The organism is Clostridium uliginosum (assembly GCF_900112485.1).
Lineage (GTDB): Bacteria > Bacillota > Clostridia > Clostridiales > Clostridiaceae > Clostridium > Clostridium uliginosum.
Window position 1 is genome coordinate 17,914 of sequence record NZ_FOMG01000029.1, and the last position, 22,610, is coordinate 40,523.

Consider the following 22,610-nt stretch of genomic DNA (forward strand, 5'->3'; position numbering starts at 1 on the left):
CACGTTTCAATGGACAATGGACAGTTGACAATTAAAAGTTGAAAGCCACAGGCTTTCTTCAAATATATTTTAAAAATCTTCTTAAGAAGATTTCTTCCTTCATTGTCAATTGTCCATCGTCCATTGTCAATTCAAAAGCATCTCCATAACCTTAGATTTCATCAGCTTTTCAAGCTTCGAAAATTCTATACTTTCCTATACATTAAAAAAAGACTACCTATATTTATTAAAAATAAAAGGTAATCTTCACCATAACATAAATATTAAGAAATTTATGTTTATTATTCAAGTTTATTACTTGTTAAAGTATACCATATTGAAACTCACAATTCAACAATTTATGACTTTTTTCGGCGTTAAGGGTTAAATTTATTAGTTAATTCATAAATTTTGTTAAACCATCCTGTAAATCTAATATTTAAATACATAAATAATTAAACTTAAGAACATCAAAATGAGTATAGTCCAATTCCAGCTTGCTCCAAAGATAAGCTTCGGACAAGCAATTAATGTGACAATATCAACACTATATTAAAACAGAGCCAAAAATTTAAAAATAACCTACAATAAAAAACATGTATTAGTATAAATGTTAAATTTGACAAAAATAAAGAAAATTATATAAACTAATAGTGCAAACTTAGCAAAAATAATTATAATTTAACTATTTACTAAACTAGAAAAAATTGATTTTGATAAATAAATTAGGCTCTGTTTTAATGTCAACACGGTTTTAAAACATAGCCATAATTGAGTTAACACAGACAGCGTAAAACACTATAGTTGACTTGTTAAGCCATACCAGGAGGTTACAAATGAATAAAAAAGTAAAAATAGGAATTACTTTTCTAATAATAATCTGTATCATAGCAGGAATTAAGTTGAAAGTAGATGCTATTACTACAAGTAATATTAAACAGATGATGAACAATCAAACACCTAATGCAGATGAAACAACCAAAACAGATGATATCAATAAAGTAACAGAACTTTATCAGATATATGACGATCAAGGAAAATATCTTCACTCATTTAAAAATCTTGAAGTATTAACCATGACAAACCAAATAGGGCATTACCCTGATTTAGAATTTCTTAAAGACAATAAGAAATTACAAAAATTATATATAAACACTATGGACGGAGAAATAGATAATATAGATGGATTAAAAGAATTAACCAATCTAGAGTACCTTGGATTGCAAAATGCTCAAATAAATAACATTAATGCCCTTTCAAATCTTACGAATCTTAAGGAATTGTATATTTCATCTAACAAAATAGAAGATTGGAGTGGACTTAATAATTTAACAAATCTTGAGAAATTAACAATTGAATGTCCTAAGTTTGATAATAAGGCAATAAACGAGTCAATTATTAATTTAAAAAAATTAAAAATATTAACTTTACGTAGCACTAAACTTAGCGATATAAGCAGTTTAGAAAATCTTAAAAATATTGAAGAATTGGGATTACACTCAAATGAATTAGAGGATATAGGCCCTTTAGAAAATCTTAATAATATTCAAACGCTGAGCTTATCAGGGAAAAAGATACAGGATATAAGTTCATTATCAAATTTGACAAACTTAAATAAACTAAATTTATGGCGTAGCAATATAGATGATATACATCCTTTATCGAGTTTAAAAAATTTAAATTGCCTATCTTTAGATTATAATAATATAGAAGATTTAAGCCCATTATCAACTTTAATAAATTTAAATACACTACATTTAAACAATAATAATATAAAAGATATATCACCAGTTAAAGATTTAATTCATTTAAAGGAATTATACCTTCAAGAAAATAAAATAGAAGATATTTCAGCTTTACAAAAATTAAAGTCATTGAGAAATCTTCACATAGAAAAAAATGAAATAAAAAAGATTGATAGTTTGATGGGATTGGAAAATTTGTATGAATTAAAATATGATGATAATACTATTGAAGATAAAGAAAAACTAAAAACATTAGACGATAGAAAACGTAAAAACTTGGATGAGCATATAAAAAAGGGTATATAAATAAAAAGGCCACTGAATTACTAAGTGAAGTAATAACAAAGAAATAGAAATAACATTTATTAAAGAAGACTAGAAAAATTTCACTAATAGTTTCTAACATTTAAAGTTGTACCCATAAAAGATTGCTCCTAATATGCATTAGGACAATCATTTATGGAACAACTTCAAATGAAGAAACTCTAAGCTCATTTTCCAATGCTTCTTACACAAATGTTATTTCTATTTCTTTTTTGAATATACATCATGTCAGTAAATGATTTGTATTATAAGACAACCCCTTTGATTATTTATATTTACGTTGTAATACTCTTATTTTTAAATTTACCCTTTTATTATCATTTTTTCAATGTGCCTTAAGCTTCAGCACTAATTTCATGTTCTGAAGATTTAATTATTTCATTTCTAATATATTCAAGTATTGCATTTTTCCTTCTTATCACTTGAATATAGCTTAGTCCTTTTTTAGCTGCATAATCTTTAAATGTGAATCCATTATAGTAAACTAAGAATATTAATTCAAAGTCTGTAGGAGATAGTTTAGAGATTATAGCTTGAAGTTCACTTAATCTTTCACTTTGAATAAAGTCATTCTCTATAGATTGATTACTTTGAAGTAATTCTGTAAAGTCAGCAGATGAATCCCCTTCACCAATTGGTGTATTAAGACTTAATGTATTTTTATGCTTTTTATTATTTCTGGCAGTACACTTCATACAATTTTTGATTGTAGTGTAGACATAACTAGAAAATGAATTTGATCCTTCTTTGTATTTATCTACTGCATTAATTAATGCGATGTATCCAATTTGAACTAAATCAAAGGTATCATAATTTTTAATATTAAAACTACGAGCAGTCTTAAAGATGAATGGTTTGAATTGAACTAAGAGATTTACTATAGCTTCATCGTCCCCCTTTTTAGCTTCTTCAACTAATTTTTCAATTTCTTTATATTCCATAAAAATCCCTTCCCTTTCTAAATGCTTATTAAGGTATTTCCAAAGAAATAACTAATTAGTATGCTTGTCTTTTTTGAACTATACTGCGTCAGCAAATGTAGCTAAACAGCAGTATTAACTGCCTTTTCTTCCTTGTCTATAGTTCAAAAAATCCTACGAATCTTTGATTAGTTATTTATTTTACAATCCCTATTAATAAATATGCACGAAAAGAAAATAATGATTGCCTGTATCATTTAAAATAAATATAATATAATTATACCATATTTTGTAAATGTTTAACACTAATTGAAATAAACATATGATTGAATTATTTATCTTCTGATAATAAAAATTCTCCTGCCTTTATTGTATATATATAATCACACAGTTTATCAATATCCTCCCTATTATGACTAGATAATAATATTGTTACACCCTTATTTTTTAAATCCAATAATATCTTTCTTACAAGCTCTACTGAATCTTCATCTAATGAATTCATAGGTTCATCCAATATTAATAGTTTAGGATTTTCCATTAATGCTTGTGCTATTCCTAACTTTTGCCTCATTCCTAATGAGAATTTTTTTACTGGTCTTTTATCATTTGGATCTAAAGTCACAAGACTTATATAATGTTTAATTGTTTCATCATTAATTTTATTATTTATGCTAGCTAATATTTTTAGATTTTCAAAAGCAGAATATTGAGGAAGAAAACCTGGATTTTCAATTATTATTCCTGTTTCCTCTGGGAAAGCACCATTCTTTATAGATTTATTAAAAACATAAACTTCTCCATCCGTAGGATTTATTAATCCACATATAGATTTAAATAACATTGTCTTGCCTGAACCATTTCTTCCAACAATACCGTAAATATTCCCTTCTTTAAATTCAGCAGAAATATTTTTTAATATATCTGTGTCATTAGCTTTTTTTGATAGGTTGTTTATTTTTATGATAACTTTATCATTCATAATTTCCTCCTAAATTTAACTACTAATCTAAGAATTTATAATCACTCCTAATAGTTCTAACTCTTCCTATTATATAAATAGTAAATATTAATATAAACCAATACAATATTCTAAATAATATAAATGAATAATTTGCTATATTTTCAACTGGTGAACTAATAAAATATATATTATTTGTAAATGATAATTTAGGTATAATACCACCTAATGAATCGAAAAATCTATTAATTGTATTTATAAATATAACTACAACAAGAGATAATCCATCTTTATTTAAAAATGAATCAATAACAAAGTATAACAATCCTTCTAAGAAAAAATATAAAATAACATACAAATTTATCAATAAAACATATATTGATGGAGTTATCTTCCTAGTCAATATTTGCACACTATCTAAAGATGAAAATACATCTTTTGTACCACCCATAATATGATAAAAATAATCACTCCATAAGTTTTCAAGTGGAAGAGTAGCTATCCCCTCAGCAAATGAAAATAGGTTAATTAAAAGAGTAAATATTATTGATATAATCAATAATGTAATTACATTGATATTATACACTTCTGATTTGTTATTAAATTTTAAATAGTAATATTTATAAAAATTAGTTTTTTGATTTACATTATAAATTATCAGAAGGTATCCTAATGAATAAACTATAAATAACGGGAAGTAATTAAACTGTGTTATAAATAAATCAAAAATATTATGGTGATTTGCTTCACTTAACAGATTGATAAATAAAGCAAAGTGATATAAAAGTAATGGCGTTAAAATTATTATAATTTTATAAGATGTAAGTTTTAAAACAAGATGATTATAAATCTTTTTCATTTCTATACAGCACTCCCACATAAAATAACACTATACCTATAACAAGCAATACAAATTGATAAATTAGCACTGGAATTTCACTTCCAATAGCAATGGGTCTAAATAACATAGCCATATTTAAGCTACTAAGCCTAATATAACAAAACAAAGTTAATGACAATATGTATATAAAAAATGGACATAAAAAAGATAAATATTTATTGTTAATAAAAGGTGACAAACCCAATGACAATGTCGCAAAAATAACATTAAATATAAATGATAATATAATAATACAAATAACATAAATCCATTTACTTTTTTCATACCAAAAAACGTATGCACCTGTAACTTTAAAGAAACTATTAGGATTTGTTTTAATTCCCAAAATTAAACTTATAAAAATTAATATAACTATTAATGCTGCTGATATTATTACTCCACTAGAAATTGCATTAACAAATATACGTGATATAATGTACTTCTTTCTATTCATTCTTGCATAAATAAACTTTAAGAACCCTGAATCTTTATCTTGCAAATAAGAATTAGAAAACACCAAAGCTGCTAATAATGGTGCAATCAAACAAAGTATGCTTGCTGGACCGAATGCCCTAGCCATTAAAAAAATATCTACCGAATCATAAAATTTTTTAAAATGATTTACGTTAATATTAAAAATATTCCAGTCATTACATACAATTGCTAAAAAACTTATTAACATAGTAATTAAAGTAATCAAAAACGTTAATAGTGCAGGTTTGGAAAAAATTGCTCTTCTTAGCTCGTTTTTAATATAATATGACATTTTATTCTCTCCTTTTGTATAATCACTTAAACGATATATCTATCAAGCCTCCCCAGGTAAGAACAACAACATCCATCTCACATATCTGCTACATTTACTCCTAAGAATTTGGATAGTGTTGGACTTTGTTTTGTGTAGCAAACTCGTTCGTTCCTAGTGAGTTTATTTCCTTCAGACCGAGACTTTACCTCAGGCTTCCTTCGCATTCCACCTCACGATGGACACCATTGTCATTGGCTAGTGGTACCATTACTACTTTCGCCGCCCAGTAGTTGCCCTTGCTAGGCACACTACAAAAAATAAGGGCTGTCTCAGAATAAAATGGACCCCGAGTGAAGTAATAACAAAGAAATAGAAATAACATTTATTAAAGAAGACTAGAAAAATTTCACTAAGGCATATGAAACAAAATAACAAGTCAAAGATGTTATGTATATTTTGAGTCAGACAAGAAAGTAACATTAGCCAATAGTAGGCTATTAGCTAATGTTACTGACGTAGTATGACTAAAAATAGACTAGCATACTGACTTGTTATTTTGTTGAATATGCCTAAAAGTTTCTAACATTTATGGAACAACTTCAAATGAAGAAACTCTAAGCTTATTTTTCAATGCTTCTTCCACAAATGTTATTTCTATTTTTTTGAATATACATCATATCATTAAATGATTTGTATTATGATACAGCCCCTTGTTTTATTTATTATGGAGTAAATTTACCATCTACATTACATTTAATAAAATTACTTATTTGTAAATAAAATATTTTTTTAAAGTTCTAACCATTTATTATGCATAAGTAACTATTTAGCTATAGCTATTTATTTACATTGTGGTTAACCATAAATATATTATTACATAGTATCCAAATTAAATAAATATGCATTCCTCTAAACGTACAATATCAGGCACTAAACGCAAATACTTGATTTTTTTGCCTTATTTTTCTGATTTATTCCGTTTAACACCAAAATATTCCGTTTAGTTCCTAAAAATGTACGTTTTATGCCAATAGTATTGAATTTTTATCAAATATAGTATATATTTACTTGTTTACAAATACGATATTGACTTGTTATTTTTTCGAATGTGCCTATCCTATCATGCCACCTGATGTTTTCTAAATGATCTATAAGCAAAAGGTAATAATAAAATCGTAAATAATCCATATAAAACAGGAAGTATCTGATAAGGTGTGATTACCTTTCCTCCAAAATCATAAAATGTATATGTCTGAATCAAGTTCCAACCTAGCAGCATCTGAGATGGGAACATGTTTATACATTTGTCCCAAAAGCCTCCTTCAATTAGAAACTTACCAATGGTTGAAGGAACCATGATAATTAGAACTATCAAAATAATCGTTGCAAAGGATGTTTTTACTTTAGATGAAAGGAACATAGTCAAACTACTAATAAACAGGCAGCCTAGATAACCCAAAAGCAATATCATCAAAAAAGCCTCACTGTTTGTGATATGATAAAAACTTTTCCAGCCTTCGAAATGCGCCTGAATTTGAGAATCACCACCTTCAAATCCAAATATCATAAAAGTAAAACCGAACACTATACACACAGTTATCCAATATACCAAAGAAGTGGATAACAATCCAGCAAACAGCTTATATACAATCCCCTTTTTCTTTCCATGCTCAGTAGTAAGTAAGATTACATCGCTGCCTGTTTGATATTCTACAGAAAATATGGGTGCCATTAAAATACAAATTACAAATGATAAATAAAAGATTACTCTTGCACTATTTTCAAATGATTTAAACCAACCATCTGCATAGGAATACTTAAGCGGTGTAGTTAAGTTTTTAGCAGAATTTATCAAATATTCTTTCTCATTTGCATTAAGGCGGCTTGCTTCATCACTAGCCAGAAATTCTTTTAAATGATCAACCCGATTTGAATAAAATCTATCCGCATCATCAACACTTAATCTGTCAATCATCTCATAATCATAGAAATGAATTTTACAATAAGAGGACATAATTAACTCACGTATATCCATAAATCCCTGCATTCTGGAATACTGCATGTTTGCAAGCTTAATATCTGCTTCATTTGTCAGTTCCCTTTTTTCATTTATACCCGCATATTTACTATCTGAATTGATATCATAATTCTCTTTTATCACATTTCTAATGGTTTCCTCTGTTAAGATTCCATTCCATTTCATTTTTTCATCCTTCAGTAACCTTACTGCTTTAATTCCTTTAATGTGGTTTCCAGCAGCATCAGTATATGACTCTTGGAACAAACTGGAAAACAGCGAGCTTGCTAAACAAACTCCTAATACTATTAAACTTATAATTGCACTCCTTTTACAAAATATTTTTTTCATTTCATATTTCAAAATTTGCATTTTCATTCACCTCGCCAAAATAGTATATAAACAAATCTTCCAAAGTAGGTTCAACCTGTATAGCAGATGATGACGGGCTTGTTTCTGAAATAATCCTAAGTTCAACTTTCTCTCCACAGTTCTTTTCATTGCTGAATAAATACGTTGAACATAATTCTTCTGCTTCTTTCAAATCTGCTAAGCAAGTCCATGTCTTACCTCTTACTTCAGACAGTAAATTTTCAATATCTCCCTGTGCAATAATACTTCCATCTTTCATAATTAAAATTTCTTTTGCTATGGATTCTAAATCTGACACAATATGAGTAGACAATAGAACAATTCGTTCCTCAGCAATGTGGCTGATGAGCATACGGAACCGGATTCTTTCTTTTGGATCTAGTCCTGCTGTTGGCTCATCTAAGATTAAAATCTCTGGATCATTTAAGACTGCCTGAGCAATCCCAAGCCTTCTCTTCATTCCACCAGAAAAAGTTTTTATTTTCTTTTTTCTGACTTTTGTTAGTGAAACTATCTCCAATAATTCACTTACACGTTTTCTTGCGATTATTGGCTTTAATCCCTTTAAGGCAGCTATATATAACAGATAATCCTCTGCGGAAAATTGCGGATAATATCCAAATTCTTGTGGCAGATAACCAAGAATTCTCCTATATCTTTCATCCATATCTTGGATATCTTCATCATCATACTGTATCGTTCCCATAGTAGGAGTAACTAAAGTACAAAGCATTCTCATAAGAGTTGTTTTTCCTGCACCATTAGCCCCTAAAAGACCATATACTCCTTTTTCTAATGTAAAGCTTACCTGGTTAACAGCCGTATTTTCTTTAAAATTCTTACATAAATTATTTACTTGTAATTGCATTAGTACACCTCCAAATAACATTTGCTACATTTCACAATTCTTTTCCCAACAAAAATAAGATACCCCAGAGAAAGAATCAAAAGTACATACCATATTTTCATCTGCAACAATTCATATACATGATAATCTTTCACCAATAGATACCAAAAAACTGCTCCACTTATGCAGCTTCCTCCAGCAAGAAGCTCTGAACATATTCTTCTTTTACTCAATAACAATGAAAAACAGATGCAGCAATTAAAATTAAATGGTACAAAAAAGTAAATCGCTGACTCATACAGAGAAAATCCACCTATTTGCGCTGTTATTACAGTTAATATAGTCAATAATATCAAATCCAACATTCCTACTAACACTAATCTTGAAAGGTACACCTTTCGTAAGTCAAAGTATGTTGTATTTTCCACTTCATAGGTATTAGTGGATATATTTTTCCATAGCTCCGGTATTGAAAATATAATTAACAACGGTGCAAATATGGCACAATAACTCATTTTATTTTCACTTATACCTTCATGTAAGTTCATGAACCCTAAACTAAAAGCAGCTACAAAAAAAACAATAAGTTGTGTCAACCAATACCTTTTACTCAAAGATAACATTTGCTGAAATAGAAACTCTAATCGGTTCATAGGTTCTAAAAGCATTTGCCTGCGATATTCCTTTTTAGAAGCATCAATTGTCTGCATCATCTTTTCTTCATCATAAGCTGGAATTTCCTGATTTAAATGAACATCCATAAAAATCCTCCTTATCTATGCTTTTTTTAAGCATCTTCTTGCTTTCTGAGAGACGATATTTTACTAATGAAATCTTAATATCCAGTATTTCTGCAATTTCTCGAATCTTTAGATTCTGAAAGTAGTATAAGAGAACCACTTCCTTAAACTCATTTGGCAACCTAGAAATCTCTTGTTCCATTGATACCTTTAGCACAATTTCTTTTTGTACTTCTTTCGTATCCACTATTTGGTCTTCCTCTTGCAAGGTGGACACTTCTTTATGCTTTTTATATTCATTTTTACACAAGTTTCCTGCAATAACATAAAGATAGTTTTTTGCCTTCCCCTTGTGAATATAGCTGTTAAAATGTCTAAAAAAATTTATAAAAGTATCTTGTGTAACATCTTCAGCCTGCCATTTATTAGAAAATTTATAATAACAATACCTATATATTTCACTATAATACTGCTTTACAAAATCATTAACCGCAGATTCATCGCCCTGCTTCATTCTTCGTATCAGAAAAAAGTTCTTGTCCACTACTTTATCTCCTTTCTACAGATTAAAAGTACTTTCCATTATGTATAACAACCTATGCAAACAAAAAGTTAGGATAATTTATATTTTTTCTCAAATTACTCTTTAGCTGCCTATTTATGCAAGCAGCCAAATGGTGGTGGAGGTACTCTTATCATACATAAATATACAAACTTTTGTCTTTTTTTGCAAAATAGCCTCCTATGCCATAATTTATAATGTTTTGTAAGATATTAGTTTATTCCTTGGGAAAATATGAACCTAAATGATAAGATATTGTTGAAAATTGAATAATGCGGTGTAAAAAAATAAAACTAACATTAGAAGATGAGTATAATCCTCACTTAATTGAAACACAATCTGTAGATTATATAATCTATATAAGTAAATGGTATTTAGTGTATTGTTTTTATATAAGAATATAAATTAAATTACTACAAAAATATGTTCTTTAAAAATTGAATAATATGATATTTTCAAAAATGTGATATACTTAACAGGGAATGGTAAAAAACATGAAAAATTTATGGAGAATAATGATGAATGAACAAAAAGCACTAAAGTATATAAAGCATGTATTAATAGTAGGAATAATTGTAGGTATATTATTTGGATTAAATATAATATCCGCATTTATGAGAGATGTAGAATTTAAAGTAATATATGCTATGATGACACGTATGATAATGGCTATTTCTATTCTATTGGGAATGACTTGGGGAGTATATATAAAAAGGAGCCGAATATGCTCAGTATTACTATTTAGTATTAGTATGTTTTTTTTCATACTTGAATTGACTGAGAATATTAAAATTAGTACATTGATATCTTTGATATTTATAGTAATTTATTTTAATGGAATAAGAGCAACAATATATTATCATAATAAACTAAAAATTAAAGGATAATATTTGGAGCTGAATGTATATAAAAAATAAGTCTTAAATATTCCTTCATTATGAATCAATAAAGATAAATAACAGATTAAAATATCGCTTATTCGAATGAATTTGCGATATTTTTTGTTGCACAATTCTATTTAGATGTGAGGGGTAACAAAGTGTAGATAAGATTACATGTCTATATTTAATCAAGATTTATTATTACATTAGTAACAAAACATGTAACTATAAATGTCACATAGTTTGTAACATAATATATTACAACGAGTATGATCTTTGATTAGTTATTTATTTTCTGTGTACATCCATAATACTTATAATCCCCCTGATTTAATAAAGTCTTTAGTAACAAAGATTATCAGCAAGCTTCCAATCTTTGTAAGGTACCTGTTACCCTACAAAAACTGGAACAGTTTTTATTTCAGCAGTTTTTGCAGGAAATGGAACAAAAGCAATTCAATCCACTGTATTCTTGTTGTTTAACTTACCTTAATTGGATATAATAATATAAAATAAGGCACATAAAAAATAATAGTTAAGAAATTGAAACAGTGGAACACTAAATTGAAATGAGCAATCAATAATTTGAGGAACATTCAAAAATGGAGAAGGAGATTTTATGACAATTAATAACTTAAGAGAGCTAAGTCTTACTAGTACATCAAAAGGAATGTTATATAAATGTATAGGAAATATAAATGGCAAAAAAGTTTTTATTAAGACAGGAACTAAATTAAAAAATAAATTTTCCATACTAGAACCCGTTAGTGAAGTTATTGCTAGTGAAATAATTAAAAAATTTAATATAGAATGTGCAGTTAATACTTTAAGTGAAATGAAATTACCTAGTTTTAATAAAGAAGTATTGGTAAATATATCAGAGAATTTTTTAAAAGATAATGAATCATTAATGAGTATTAGAAGTATTTTAGGTAATATTAGTAGAGAAAATCTATATGATAAAGTTATAGCGATAATTCCTAGCTTTAAAATAGATATAGATAGAATGATAATAATGGATTTTTTAATAAATAATATTGATAGACATTTAAGAAATTTTAGTGTTGTAAACAAAGATGGAAATATTATAAAATTTGCTCCACTTTATGATCATGGGTTATGCTTATATGCAGATATTCAAGACTTCGAATTAGAACAAGATGATAAAGAAACTTGGGAAATGATAGATGAGTGTAAGCCTTTTTGTGAATCACATTATAAACAATTAGAGTTAATTGGTGATGTTAAGTTACCTAAAGTATCTTTAAAAGAATTATTTGATATAGTGGATAAGTATAAGGAACATTTATCAGAATTCAGAATTGAATGTATTAAGTATTTGTTAGAAACAAGATATAATTATTTAATAGAGAAGGAGATTTTATGATAGAGAAGTATATATTGATGTGTAAAGATGTTCCGGTTGGAGATCTTATTTATAATACAAATACTAAAGAATTTAGTTTTGAAAAATATGATGAAATTACAAATAGAAAGTATCTACCATTAGGCATGTATAGTTATAAAAATTGGAATATAGATTATGAACCTTCTCATGATGATATTGTGTTTTGGCTTGAAGATAGGGTTGTTCCAAAAGAAAGAGCAAATATAGATGAAATATTAAAGGTTATGGGGTTAATAGATTATGATTTTTGGGAATTATGTAGAAGAACTAGGGCAATGTGTATGGAGGATTACTTTTGGTTAAGTAAAGGTGAAAAATATGAGGATGTTCATATAAGATATTTATCTGAACATAATAGAATAGAGGAAACTCCAATACCGTTTGAAGTAGAGGAATATCCTGCTGAATATAAAGTTATAGGAAATAAAATAATTAAGAATAAAGAATAAAGATTCATTATAAATCAATAAAGATAAATAATAGATTAAAATATTGCTTATTCGAATGAATTTGCGATATTTTTTGCTATGTATTGCATAAAAAAAACCACCACTATAAATATGACGGCTTTGTAAATTATTCATCTTTTATACCCTTATAATACCACAAAATAAGGAAAATTTCAAGTCTTGTACTGTTAGAAATGAAGTGGTATTAATTATTAGAGGTGATAATTTTATGGAACAAAAAAGCATGACCGCATTGGTAAGTGCATTTTCAAGGGCATATCATTCAGTGCAAAATACAGAGAAAGTATTTGATGATTACTTGGCAAAGGATATTTTAACTCAACATGAATATGAACAAATTTCAAGCAATATGTCAAAAGGAATTAGTTTCTTCAATCCATCATTTGAGGGTACACAAGAAGAAGCCTTGAAGTGGATTGTAGATAATCAGTTATCTCCATCGCCAATTGGTAGAGCGGCATTTGCAAAAAAAGCACTTGAAAATGCTGTGCGAATTGGTGCAAAGCAATACTTGATTTTCGCAGCAGGATATGATACATTTGCATATCGTCAGCCTGACTGGGCATCAAAAATCCAAATATTTGAACTTGATCACCCTGCTACTGGTTCTGACAAACAAAAGCGTATTCAATCAATAGTAGCAGAAAAGCCTGCTAATCTGCACTATGTATCTGTAGATTTTACAAAAAACAACTGGGAAAGCAATTTAATTGCCTGTTCAGAATTTGCTCAAAGCAAAATCAGTTTTTGCAGTTTACTTGGAATAAGCTATTATTTGTCTAAGCAAACTTTTGCTGAAACAATTAACACTATTTCAAGCATTGTGCCAAAAGGTAGTAGTATTATTTTTGATTATCCAGATGAAGATACCTATACTCCAAGAGCAGGAGAACGAGCCAAAAAGCAAGCAGCAATGGCTGGTGCAGCAAACGAAAAAATGCTTGCAAGTTATTCTTATTTAGAGTTAGAGAAGTTATTAGCTGATAGTAATTTCTTGATTTATGAGCATTTGACACCAAATGAAATAACAGAACAGTATTTTAAAAAATATAATCAAGCAAATCCAGAGCATCCTATAACAGCTTTTGATAATGTGAATTATTGTTTGGCAGTGAAGAAATAAAACTAACATTAGAAGATGAGTATAATCTTTACTTAATTGAAACACGCTCGTAATTTAATATGAATTAAACTTAGGGAGGTGTAAAAGTTAATGTTTTTTCAAAAAATTATTAATCGAGTTAGTGTATTAATCTCATGGCTTTATGGATTTACAATATTACGCATATATGACTTTCTATATATTCCGAAAATTAGTTTTCCAGGTGATCCTTTTTTCCAACATCCAAGCAATAAAGGTATTGTAAGAGGTATTTTATCAGTTGTAGTTTATTTTAGTGTGATGTTTATCTTGAATTATATAGTAAAATTAAAAGTTAAAGAAGATTCTAAAAAGTTTATTTATAAAAATGCTATAGCATTTTTCGTTGGTTTATTTCTATTTTTTATCATTGGACCGTTATTTCTACCTTATAATGACGTTTCTGGGCCATAATGTGGTATATGCGGGATACGTGCAAAAAACATATTATATCATAGATATTTTGCTTTAAATTAATTCACAATCTCTCATTTGGCTAAGTAAAATATAAAACCATTCTTTGAAAATTGAAAAATGCGGCATTTACAAAATATTGAGCTTATATTACTTTCAACTTATCCAACAATTAATATTGATTTGTGAATGAATATAAAATAATTAAATGTGGATAATAACATTACTTGATTAATTTCTAAATTAGATATAGAAGGAGACGCTAAGTACATGGAAAAAGTTTTGTTAATGACAATAATAAAATGTGTTGGAGTATATATTTTGGCAATATTTTTAACTAAAAGCGTTGGAAGAAAACTTATCTCTCAAATGAATTTTTTTGATTTTATTATGGGAGTTTCAATGGGATCAATAGTTGCGTATGCGGTTGTTGATAAACAGTTTGGAGCAATATCAGCCATAACTGCATTAATTTTATTTTGTATTCTTACAATTGTAACGGGATATTTAAGCATGAAAAGTTTAAAAATAAGAAAAATAATAAATTCTGAACCGATAAATTTAGTAGAGAATGGTAAGATAATAGAGAAGAATATGAAAAAAAATAAACTAACAATTAATGAATTAATGATGAAACTAAGAGAAAAAAATATGTTTCATTTAGCTGATGTAGAATTTGCGATAATGGAAACAGATGGGGAATTATCTGTACTGCCGAAAGCTGATAAAAAGCCACTTACACCTTATAATATGAAAGTTAATGTAACTAGTTCAGGCATTGATAAGGATATAATAATTGACGGAATTATAATAGATGAAAATTTAAAAAATATTGGGCTAGATAAAGAATGGTTAAAGTCAGAATTAAATAAAAAAAATATAAAAGAAATTTCGGAAGTATTCTATGCTGGCGTGGATAACACACAAAAATTATATATATCAAAGAAGAATATAAACAAAGAATAAATAATAAAACTTAAATACCGCATTATTCAGAATGATATGCATCCTTTCAAGCAACAGATTTTTATTTTTTTTAATCTGTCTACCTTAAAGTGAGCATATCAGAATGGATTTGCGGTATTTTTTTGTACATAATACTATTTAGATGTGAAGAATGACAAAGTGCAGATAATGTTAAAGACGATTAGTAGAAATATAACGAGTTGTAATTATTTTAAATTGTTATATAATATGTAGATTTGATGTTATCTTTAGTGATTATAGTATAGATAGTAAATAAAAAAGTATTTCTTTGAAAATGAATAATACAAATAATAATTAATTAATATGCATTTATATTGATAAACGATAAAAGTATATTGCTATTTAATAAAAAAAGTGATATATTGGTAATACCATATTTTACAAGGAGATGCTTGTTTATGAAGAAACATTTATCAATTGGCTTTAGTAAAGTTTTTTTAAATTTTTTACTATTTATGTTAGGATTTTTTTTAGTTTCAATGGTATTTGTTACAATATATCATGGGATAAATATACAAGTAGGTATTGAGTTTATAGTAGGATTAATATACTTTTTAATAATATACACTTTACGTAAAATTGTATATAGCACTGATTCTACACCGTTTTGTTTTGATAATGTCAAGAGATTTAGGAGAATTGGATATTACATGCTTGTTATGGCAATAGTTGATGGCATTATAAATTGGAAAATGAAAAGTAATTTTGAAGTATTTGGGACAAACTCTGGATCTCTTAAATTAAGTTTTATCATGTATATTATATTAGCATGTATAGCTTTAGTTTTATCAGAAATATTTGAAAAAGCAGTTGAAATAAAGGATGAAAATGACCTTACTGTTTAAAGGAGCACCATATGGGAATTATCATTAATTTAGATGTAATGATGGCAAAAAGAAAAATATCACTGTCAGAGTTGTCAGAAAGAGTTGGAATTACAAACGCAAACTTATCTATATTAAAAAATAATAAAGCAAAGGCCATAAGATTTTCTACACTTGAAGCGATTTGCCGTGAACTCCAGTGTCAACCCGGTGATATATTAGAATATAGTGAAAATGAAGAATAACAAATTACAATACCTTATTATTCAAAAAATGTAGCAACAAAGATTATCAGCAAACTTCCAATCTTTGTAAAGTGCCTGCTACCTTACAAAAACTGGAACAGTTTTTGTTTAATCCACAGACAAATAGTAATTATTTATATAAGGAGAGGAGTAAAACTATGGCTTATAAATTGAAGGAAGTAACAATAAGAACAAATAATTCTGAAGAAGGAACAAAAAAAATTGGTGAAATTTGGGGGGATATTACGAGCGGAAAGCTACCCCTTCTTTTTGATACCGAGCATATGTTTCAACAAGGCGTTTCTCCAGTTTCAAAATACAGTAACTATTCCAGTGATGAAAGTGGAGAGTATGACCTTACCATAATAGCTGTAACAGCTGATTTTTTTCAAAAAATCGAAACAGCAGTAAGTAAAGGCTTATATAAAAAATATGATGAAAAAAGTGAAAATGGAGAAATAGGTGTATGTACAAGAAATGCCTGGGAAAAAGTATGGCTTGAGCAAAAATCAGGCGATATAAAGAGAGCCTTTACCGAGGATTATGAGAGTACCGTTCCCAGTGAATATACGAAAGATGGAAAACCACATTGTTATTTATATATTGCCATTCAGTAGAATGAAAAAACGAGATTGTTAACATAATACAAAGCTGACAAATTCCAATTTGCCTGATTGAACCAAACAAGCATAATATATGGTACAATATAGCAATATATAAGTTATATAATACGAAAGATAGGGAGAAAATATAAATGAAAAGAGATTATATATTGATTAATGGTAAAAAGCTAGACATTCCCAATTGGGGAAAATGGGCAATACTATATTTGGTTTACAATATAACTATACTTGCAATTCATACAGCAATAATAACAGTAGGAATTCATATTGGGGTAGAGCCGGCAATTATGCGTCAAGTAGCATATTATATTGATGCATTTATTATATTAACATTTATACATGATTTGGCACCAAAATTTAAAAAAACTTTTTCTATGTTTATTAGTTTTTTTGCGATATTCTTTTATGTGGCAGAGTATAATTTGCAGGCTTCATTACCTGCTATTATATTTATAGCCATAATTATTTTATATAATATACTTTTATACAAGAAGTTTGCTTAAAATCTAAAATATATAGTCAAATCAGAATTAAATAATTATTAGAATACCGTATTATTCAAAAAATGAATTTGCGGTATTTTTTTGTGCACAATTCTATTTAGATGTGAAGAATGACAAAGTGTAGATAAGATTACATGTCTATATTTAATCAAGATTTATTATTACACTAGTAACAAAACATGTAACTAAAAATATCACATAGTTTGTAACATAAAATATTATAACTAATGTAATCTTTGATTAGTTATTTATTTTACAATACCTAATAATAAATATGCACGAAAAGAAAATAATGATTGCCTGTACTTATTAAAATAAGTATGGTATAATTATGTCATAAATGTAAACGATTGGAAAATAGAAACCTGTGAAACAAAAGAAAAATTATTAACATATAGGCAAGATAATTAACTATAGCTATAATAATAAGCTATTACATTTAAAAAAGCCTATAAAAAACCAAACCTCCTAATTATATAAGTAAAACATGAATAAAGAGGATGTTGCTTAAAATGGTTTAAAAAATCATTTTGCAACATCCTCTTTATTATTTCTATATCCACATTTTTAAATTAGGCGCTGTTTTAAAACCGTGTTGATATTGTTATATATTGTAAAGTGGGCTAAGAAATTGATATAGGAAACTCGACTCATATTCATTCGCTGAGTAAGTTCGAGCAACAAAATATAAAATTTTGACTCTCACTTAAGAATATCTAAATGAGTATAGTCCCCTTTTAGCTTGCTCCAAAGGCAAGCTTCGGACAAGCAGGAAAGGTGACAATACCCAAGGAAACTCGACTCACATTTGTTCGCTGAGTAAGTTTGAGGTACCAAATGTAAAATGCCCACAGGGAAAGTTCATGTTTCCAAATATAAAATTTGGACATTTACTTTTGGACTCTCACTTAAGAATTCTAAAAGTCCAATTTCAATGTCCACTTTACAAAAATATAACAATATCAACACTATTCTAAAACAAAGCCTTAAATTAAAGTTTTCCTTAAAATTTAATTTAAGGTTTTCACTGTCTGCATGTCATATTTAGTATCTATGCATTTGGTATTTAAATTGTAATTGAATTTAGTTACCATCTTATCTATACCAAATATGGATAAAAATATTAAAACATAGCAACATATATATCCATACCGTCCTTGTTCTTCAACGAATAAATATGCTATTCCGTATCCACCAAGTATTAAATAAAATAAATTTACTTCTTTAATTTTGGTTATTAAATTTTTGTTGCTTAATCCTATAAATACTAACAACATTATTAATGTATAAATCAATTGAATTGCTAATGTGCCTTCTTTTTTTATTGGGAATTTAATTTGATCTTCTGGTACATCCATTTGAGCCCATACATACCCCTCAAAATCGCCTACAGACCATTGAAGTGTAAATTTTCCTAATAAAAATATTATAGTTTTAAATACTGAATTAGATCTAAACCTATCCAATATTATCTCTTTACTTTTTTCCTGTAATTCATCATAGTTATTTATATGTTCTTCTATGAATTTTGCATCTTCCTCGTTCCACCTACCAAATGCTTTATAATTACTCCCCTTAAGAGTACTAGTTATCTTAGGTTCTCTAGCATTCCATAATTGTCTTTCTGTAATATTTAAACTTTGAAGGGTTGTACTTACTATAATCATTATTAACAAATAAGATGTTACTAATATAACTATATCTTTTAATTTTTCATATATAGAATCTAAAAAGTATATCCCTATATATATTACATATGCTATTAAAACAACCATTGCAGTTGTTCTAAAAAGGTTCCCCACGGATAAAATTATCCCACATATTAAAAGTTGAAATTTAGATTTTTTATTTCTTGAATAATGTATAAATATGTACATACTTAATAAATAAAAAGGTATTGCTATATTTTCAGTACATAATACTGATGTATAAGTGATAAATGGTGGAAATATTGCAGCTATAAATGCTACAAATTGTGCGTATTTTTTATTTTTAAATATAATATCACCTAATAAATATAATAAAATTATATCTACTAACCCAAATAATAAATTTATTATTTTGATAACTAATAAACTTTTAAGAGGAAATAAGAAATTAATAAGGGCTGTGTACAACACCATCATTGTAAGATGTGGAAATCTAGCTATATATGCTGTTCCACGAAACATACTTGTATCACCCTTTAAAAACTTAATAGATGAATCATAGATAAGTTTAAAATCTGATGATGGAACACTTGGCATGTTTAATAACCATAAAATTCTAAGCATAAATCCCATAATTAAGATCAAAAGTAATCTTTTTCTTGTAGGTATATTTAACTTAAATATTCTATATCCCATAAATATAGATATTCCTGATACAATTAAATACACTATAGTACTTTTACTAAATCCAATTATGTTTGCAACCATAATTCCTAAACTTCCAATCAAAACAAAAAATAATAAACTCTTAATTGTTTTATTCATAAAACGTGTAAATGTCTCACTAAATTTATTCATAACTTCTCCTATTCATATGTAATTAAGGCACATAAAAGAAAATAATAGACCAAAGATGCATCGTGTATTTTGTGTCAGACAAGAAGGCAAGTTCTTTTAATAGCGAGCTATTAGCTGAATTTGCCAACATAAGTGTATACTAGTCGAGCTTCCTTATGACGCAAAATAAACATGCATACTGGTCTATTATTTTTTGAATGTGCCTAAAGTAGCTGTTGAAAAGTAGAAATGCAATTTCTATTTTTAAGCAGCTCCTTTCTTAGCCTTCAGCACTAATTTCTTGTTCTGAAGATTTAATTATTTCATTTCTAATGTATTCAAGTATTGCTTGTCCTATTAATATAGATACAGATAGTATAATTATACCATAAATTAATCTTATCGCTATCAGGGTTTTTTATGAACTTATATAAGCAAGTGTTTCGTGATAACTGTAGTAAAAGTTTATGTATTTTTATATTGGAATATATATATTTATCTCTGCACCTTTTGTAACATTTGAATTAGTAAGCTCCATTTTTCCATTATGTTGTTTTACAATGGAGTCTGCTATGTATAAACCCATTCCATAATGTGATTTGCTGCTTCTACTTAGGTCCCCCATATAAAACTGCTGTTTTGCATTTAGTAAGGCTTCCTTTGAAAAACCATTTCCATCATCACAAATTGTAAACCTAATATAGTTTGAAATTTGATCTACAGAAAATATAATTGTGCCATTTTCCTTTGAATAATCAACAGCGTTTGAAACCACATTCATAATTGCCCTTTGAAGTAAGTTAAAATCAGCCTTAAAAACCTTTGGAAGATTATTAATTTTTAAATCCACTTTTATTTTTTTTATGGAAGTTAAAGCATTTATATGGTTGTAAATTATATCTAAATATTTTTTGCTATCAAGCTCTTCTTTTTGTAGAATATATCCTATATCAGCCTTTGAAATTTCAATTAATGCCTTAATGTACTGTTGCATATCATGGGCACTATCAATAATGTAATTTGTATATTCTTTTTGCTCATCAGTTTGATTTGTTTCCTCTAAAAGTTCTGCATTGCCTCTAACAATTGTTAAAGGTGTTTTTATATCATGGGCAAGAGAAGAGATTTGTTTTCTTCTTTCTTGCTCTAAATCCCACTGCTTTTTCATGGATGTTTTTAATGCTTCTTTCATTTCATCCATTGAAGAGAGTACATTATCTATTTCAAAAATGCCACTGTATTTTATACTAAAATCTAAGTTTTCATTTTGTATTTTCTTTGCTGCATCCTGAAGTAATTCCATGTTTTTTGTGAACTTTTTTCCAAAATTATAGGCTAAGAAGAAACCTTCCAAAATAAAACCAAAACAAAATAGGAAAATTAAAAATAGATCTGGATTTGGCAAAAACTTACGTAGGGTAGGAGAAGTATACTGGCTGGATATTGAATATTGAACAATGCACACTTCATTTTCTCGAGGTATTTTTAAATAGTGATGTAGAAAATTACTGCCTTTTTCACTATTTTTTACTGCATCCCATGCTTTTGTAGCTTCCTTAGGATTTAAATTTCCTGAAATTATTTTTCCATCATTTGTGTATACTCCATATTTACAGGTATCTGGAATTAAGCTAGGAGTAACATTCTTACTTGATGAAATTTCATTTTTCTGCTCCATAAGTTTATTTTCAGCATAATTAGCAGGAAGCACATTTATGCTTGAAAATATGATAGAGTACAGAATTAATAAGGCAAGCATAATAACAATTGTACTTATACAAAACATAAATAAATACTTAATAAATATAGTTCGGAGTTTTATTTGCTTTTTTATATCCACTTGTATCCAATCCCCCAAACAGTTTCAATAGGAGAAACTTTGAATTTTGAAAACTTTGCCCTTATATTTTTAATGTGTTCTACTACTACTGAATACTCACTTTCTCCATCAAATCCAAAAATGGCTTCATATATTCTTTCCTTTGAAAATACTTGTCCTCTGTTACAGACAAGAAACTCGCAAATTTCATATTCACTTTTTGTAAGAGAAACTTTTTTATCATGAATTGTTATTTCCTTTCCAGACAAATTAAACTGAATATTGCCAAGATAGATTACATTTCTCTTTTGACGGTTTTCACGTCTCAAATGAGCATTAATCCGTGCTCTTAGTTCACCTGATCCAAAGGGTTTTAAAATATAATCATCAGCACCTACTCTAAATCCGTACATAATATCATTTTCCATGGATTTTGCTGTAAGAAATAGTATTGGACAATCTACTTTGCTGCGAATATCTTTACATAAAGTAAAACCATCTATTTCATTCATCATAACATCCAATAAAATTAATTGAAATTCACCAAGTTGCTGCTTTAAAACCATACTTGGATCAGATATATTCGTAACAATGTGGCCATCTTTTTCAAGTATATTTTTTATCAACGCAAGCACTGCCTTATCGTCATCAACAGCTAATATTTTTGACATTTTTTATCACCTTCTATCATATCTAGTATTAAAAGTAATAAAA

At 27.7% G+C, this 22,610-nt stretch carries 22 protein-coding genes; 11 read left to right on the plus strand and 11 right to left on the minus strand.

Annotation, left to right across the window (positions count from 1 at the left end; genetic code table 11):
* Positions 1–815 precede the first annotated feature (815 nt).
* A complete protein-coding gene (locus tag BM027_RS15025) occupies positions 816–2,030 on the plus strand; it encodes a leucine-rich repeat domain-containing protein (RefSeq protein ID WP_090093622.1) in 1,215 nt (404 codons plus the stop codon).
* A gap of 353 nt (positions 2,031–2,383) precedes the next feature.
* Here BM027_RS15025 and BM027_RS15030 read toward each other — a convergent pair whose 3' ends face one another.
* The 8 genes from BM027_RS15030 to BM027_RS15065 form a co-directional block, all read right to left on the minus strand.
* Positions 2,384–2,989: a sigma-70 family RNA polymerase sigma factor gene (locus BM027_RS15030; protein WP_090093624.1), complete on the minus strand. Its 606-nt coding sequence runs from the start codon at positions 2,987–2,989 to the stop codon at positions 2,384–2,386.
* A gap of 310 nt (positions 2,990–3,299) precedes the next feature.
* Complete coding sequence (locus tag BM027_RS15035; protein ID WP_090093626.1) at positions 3,300–3,950, minus strand: ABC transporter ATP-binding protein; 651 nt, start codon at positions 3,948–3,950, stop codon at positions 3,300–3,302.
* Positions 3,951–3,972: 22 nt separating this feature from the next.
* Positions 3,973–4,788, minus strand: coding sequence for a hypothetical protein (locus BM027_RS15040; protein ID WP_090093627.1), 816 nt, complete (start codon positions 4,786–4,788; stop codon positions 3,973–3,975).
* The gene (locus tag BM027_RS15045) at positions 4,772–5,575 is read right to left on the minus strand and encodes a hypothetical protein (protein WP_090093629.1); all 804 of its coding nucleotides are present in this window, start codon (positions 5,573–5,575) and stop codon (positions 4,772–4,774) included. The genes BM027_RS15040 and BM027_RS15045 overlap by 17 nt, the downstream gene beginning before the upstream one ends.
* A gap of 1,102 nt (positions 5,576–6,677) precedes the next feature.
* Positions 6,678–7,946, minus strand: coding sequence for an ABC transporter permease (locus BM027_RS15050; RefSeq protein ID WP_175560007.1), 1,269 nt, complete (start codon positions 7,944–7,946; stop codon positions 6,678–6,680).
* Entirely contained in the window at positions 7,927–8,814 is an 888-nt protein-coding gene (locus BM027_RS15055) for an ABC transporter ATP-binding protein (protein WP_090093634.1), read from the minus strand. Before BM027_RS15055 ends, BM027_RS15050 begins: the two co-directional genes overlap by 20 nt.
* Positions 8,814–9,554 (minus strand): hypothetical protein, encoded by a 741-nt coding sequence (locus BM027_RS15060; protein WP_090093636.1) that lies wholly within the window; start codon positions 9,552–9,554, stop codon positions 8,814–8,816. The genes BM027_RS15055 and BM027_RS15060 overlap by 1 nt, the downstream gene beginning before the upstream one ends.
* Positions 9,517–10,077 carry an RNA polymerase sigma factor gene (locus BM027_RS15065; RefSeq protein WP_090093638.1) on the minus strand — a complete coding sequence of 187 codons (561 nt, stop codon included), beginning with the start codon at positions 10,075–10,077 and terminating at the stop codon, positions 9,517–9,519. Before BM027_RS15065 ends, BM027_RS15060 begins: the two co-directional genes overlap by 38 nt.
* Positions 10,078–10,613: 536 nt before the next feature.
* Here BM027_RS15065 and BM027_RS15070 point away from each other — a divergent pair.
* The 10 genes from BM027_RS15070 to BM027_RS15115 all read left to right on the plus strand — a co-directional run bounded on the left by BM027_RS15070 (position 10,614) and on the right by BM027_RS15115 (position 17,591).
* Positions 10,614–10,982 (plus strand): hypothetical protein, encoded by a 369-nt coding sequence (locus BM027_RS15070; protein ID WP_090093640.1) that lies wholly within the window; start codon positions 10,614–10,616, stop codon positions 10,980–10,982.
* Positions 10,983–11,595: 613 nt separating this feature from the next.
* Positions 11,596–12,363, plus strand: coding sequence for a HipA domain-containing protein (locus BM027_RS15075; protein WP_090093642.1), 768 nt, complete (start codon positions 11,596–11,598; stop codon positions 12,361–12,363).
* Positions 12,360–12,833 (plus strand): hypothetical protein, encoded by a 474-nt coding sequence (locus BM027_RS15080; protein WP_090093645.1) that lies wholly within the window; start codon positions 12,360–12,362, stop codon positions 12,831–12,833. The genes BM027_RS15075 and BM027_RS15080 overlap by 4 nt, the downstream gene beginning before the upstream one ends.
* A 229-nt stretch (positions 12,834–13,062) precedes the next feature.
* Entirely contained in the window at positions 13,063–13,977 is a 915-nt protein-coding gene (locus BM027_RS15085) for a class I SAM-dependent methyltransferase (protein ID WP_090093647.1), read from the plus strand.
* 90 nt (positions 13,978–14,067) lie between these two features.
* Positions 14,068–14,409, plus strand: a complete 342-nt coding sequence (locus BM027_RS15090) for a hypothetical protein (protein WP_090093649.1) — start codon at positions 14,068–14,070, stop codon at positions 14,407–14,409.
* Positions 14,410–14,679: 270 nt separating this feature from the next.
* Positions 14,680–15,375, plus strand: coding sequence for a DUF421 domain-containing protein (locus tag BM027_RS15095; protein ID WP_090093651.1), 696 nt, complete (start codon positions 14,680–14,682; stop codon positions 15,373–15,375).
* Between the two features lie 419 nt (positions 15,376–15,794).
* On the plus strand, positions 15,795–16,241 hold the full coding sequence (locus tag BM027_RS15100; RefSeq protein ID WP_090093652.1) for a DUF2975 domain-containing protein: 447 nt from the start codon (positions 15,795–15,797) through the stop codon (positions 16,239–16,241).
* Positions 16,242–16,252: 11 nt separating this feature from the next.
* Complete coding sequence (locus BM027_RS15105; protein ID WP_090093654.1) at positions 16,253–16,465, plus strand: helix-turn-helix domain-containing protein; 213 nt, start codon at positions 16,253–16,255, stop codon at positions 16,463–16,465.
* A gap of 158 nt (positions 16,466–16,623) precedes the next feature.
* Positions 16,624–17,082: an AraC family transcriptional regulator gene (locus BM027_RS15110; protein WP_090093656.1), complete on the plus strand. Its 459-nt coding sequence runs from the start codon at positions 16,624–16,626 to the stop codon at positions 17,080–17,082.
* 137 nt (positions 17,083–17,219) lie between these two features.
* The gene (locus BM027_RS15115) at positions 17,220–17,591 is read left to right on the plus strand and encodes a hypothetical protein (RefSeq protein WP_090093659.1); all 372 of its coding nucleotides are present in this window, start codon (positions 17,220–17,222) and stop codon (positions 17,589–17,591) included.
* 1,010 nt (positions 17,592–18,601) lie between these two features.
* On the opposite strand, the gene BM027_RS15120 is transcribed toward BM027_RS15115, so the two are convergent.
* The 3 genes from BM027_RS15120 to BM027_RS15130 form a co-directional block, all read right to left on the minus strand.
* Positions 18,602–20,098, minus strand: a complete 1,497-nt coding sequence (locus BM027_RS15120; protein ID WP_090093661.1) for a glycosyltransferase family 39 protein — start codon at positions 20,096–20,098, stop codon at positions 18,602–18,604.
* Positions 20,099–20,552: 454 nt separating this feature from the next.
* Positions 20,553–21,917: a sensor histidine kinase gene (locus tag BM027_RS15125; RefSeq protein ID WP_090093663.1), complete on the minus strand. Its 1,365-nt coding sequence runs from the start codon at positions 21,915–21,917 to the stop codon at positions 20,553–20,555.
* Positions 21,908–22,567, minus strand: a complete 660-nt coding sequence (locus tag BM027_RS15130; RefSeq protein WP_090093665.1) for a response regulator transcription factor — start codon at positions 22,565–22,567, stop codon at positions 21,908–21,910. Before BM027_RS15130 ends, BM027_RS15125 begins: the two co-directional genes overlap by 10 nt.
* Positions 22,568–22,610 lie beyond the last annotated feature (43 nt).

What these genes read in the sequence shown, in the direction of transcription:
- BM027_RS15025 (WP_090093622.1), top strand. Translation starts at nt 816, where the DNA reads ATGAATAAAAAAGTAAAAATAGGAATTACTTTTCTAATAATAATCTGT.
- BM027_RS15030 (WP_090093624.1), bottom strand. Translation starts at nt 2,989, where the DNA reads ATGGAATATAAAGAAATTGAAAAATTAGTTGAAGAAGCTAAAAAGGGG.
- BM027_RS15035 (WP_090093626.1), bottom strand. Translation starts at nt 3,950, where the DNA reads ATGAATGATAAAGTTATCATAAAAATAAACAACCTATCAAAAAAAGCT.
- BM027_RS15040 (WP_090093627.1), bottom strand. Translation starts at nt 4,788, where the DNA reads ATGAAAAAGATTTATAATCATCTTGTTTTAAAACTTACATCTTATAAA.
- BM027_RS15045 (WP_090093629.1), bottom strand. Translation starts at nt 5,575, where the DNA reads ATGTCATATTATATTAAAAACGAGCTAAGAAGAGCAATTTTTTCCAAA.
- BM027_RS15050 (WP_175560007.1), bottom strand. Translation starts at nt 7,946, where the DNA reads ATGCAAATTTTGAAATATGAAATGAAAAAAATATTTTGTAAAAGGAGT.
- BM027_RS15055 (WP_090093634.1), bottom strand. Translation starts at nt 8,814, where the DNA reads ATGCAATTACAAGTAAATAATTTATGTAAGAATTTTAAAGAAAATACG.
- BM027_RS15060 (WP_090093636.1), bottom strand. Translation starts at nt 9,554, where the DNA reads ATGGATGTTCATTTAAATCAGGAAATTCCAGCTTATGATGAAGAAAAG.
- BM027_RS15070 (WP_090093640.1), top strand. Translation starts at nt 10,614, where the DNA reads ATGAATGAACAAAAAGCACTAAAGTATATAAAGCATGTATTAATAGTA.
- BM027_RS15075 (WP_090093642.1), top strand. Translation starts at nt 11,596, where the DNA reads ATGACAATTAATAACTTAAGAGAGCTAAGTCTTACTAGTACATCAAAA.
- BM027_RS15080 (WP_090093645.1), top strand. Translation starts at nt 12,360, where the DNA reads ATGATAGAGAAGTATATATTGATGTGTAAAGATGTTCCGGTTGGAGAT.
- BM027_RS15085 (WP_090093647.1), top strand. Translation starts at nt 13,063, where the DNA reads ATGGAACAAAAAAGCATGACCGCATTGGTAAGTGCATTTTCAAGGGCA.
- BM027_RS15090 (WP_090093649.1), top strand. Translation starts at nt 14,068, where the DNA reads ATGTTTTTTCAAAAAATTATTAATCGAGTTAGTGTATTAATCTCATGG.
- BM027_RS15095 (WP_090093651.1), top strand. Translation starts at nt 14,680, where the DNA reads ATGGAAAAAGTTTTGTTAATGACAATAATAAAATGTGTTGGAGTATAT.
- BM027_RS15100 (WP_090093652.1), top strand. Translation starts at nt 15,795, where the DNA reads ATGAAGAAACATTTATCAATTGGCTTTAGTAAAGTTTTTTTAAATTTT.
- BM027_RS15105 (WP_090093654.1), top strand. Translation starts at nt 16,253, where the DNA reads ATGGGAATTATCATTAATTTAGATGTAATGATGGCAAAAAGAAAAATA.
- BM027_RS15110 (WP_090093656.1), top strand. Translation starts at nt 16,624, where the DNA reads ATGGCTTATAAATTGAAGGAAGTAACAATAAGAACAAATAATTCTGAA.
- BM027_RS15115 (WP_090093659.1), top strand. Translation starts at nt 17,220, where the DNA reads ATGAAAAGAGATTATATATTGATTAATGGTAAAAAGCTAGACATTCCC.
- BM027_RS15120 (WP_090093661.1), bottom strand. Translation starts at nt 20,098, where the DNA reads ATGAATAAATTTAGTGAGACATTTACACGTTTTATGAATAAAACAATT.
- BM027_RS15130 (WP_090093665.1), bottom strand. Translation starts at nt 22,567, where the DNA reads ATGTCAAAAATATTAGCTGTTGATGACGATAAGGCAGTGCTTGCGTTG.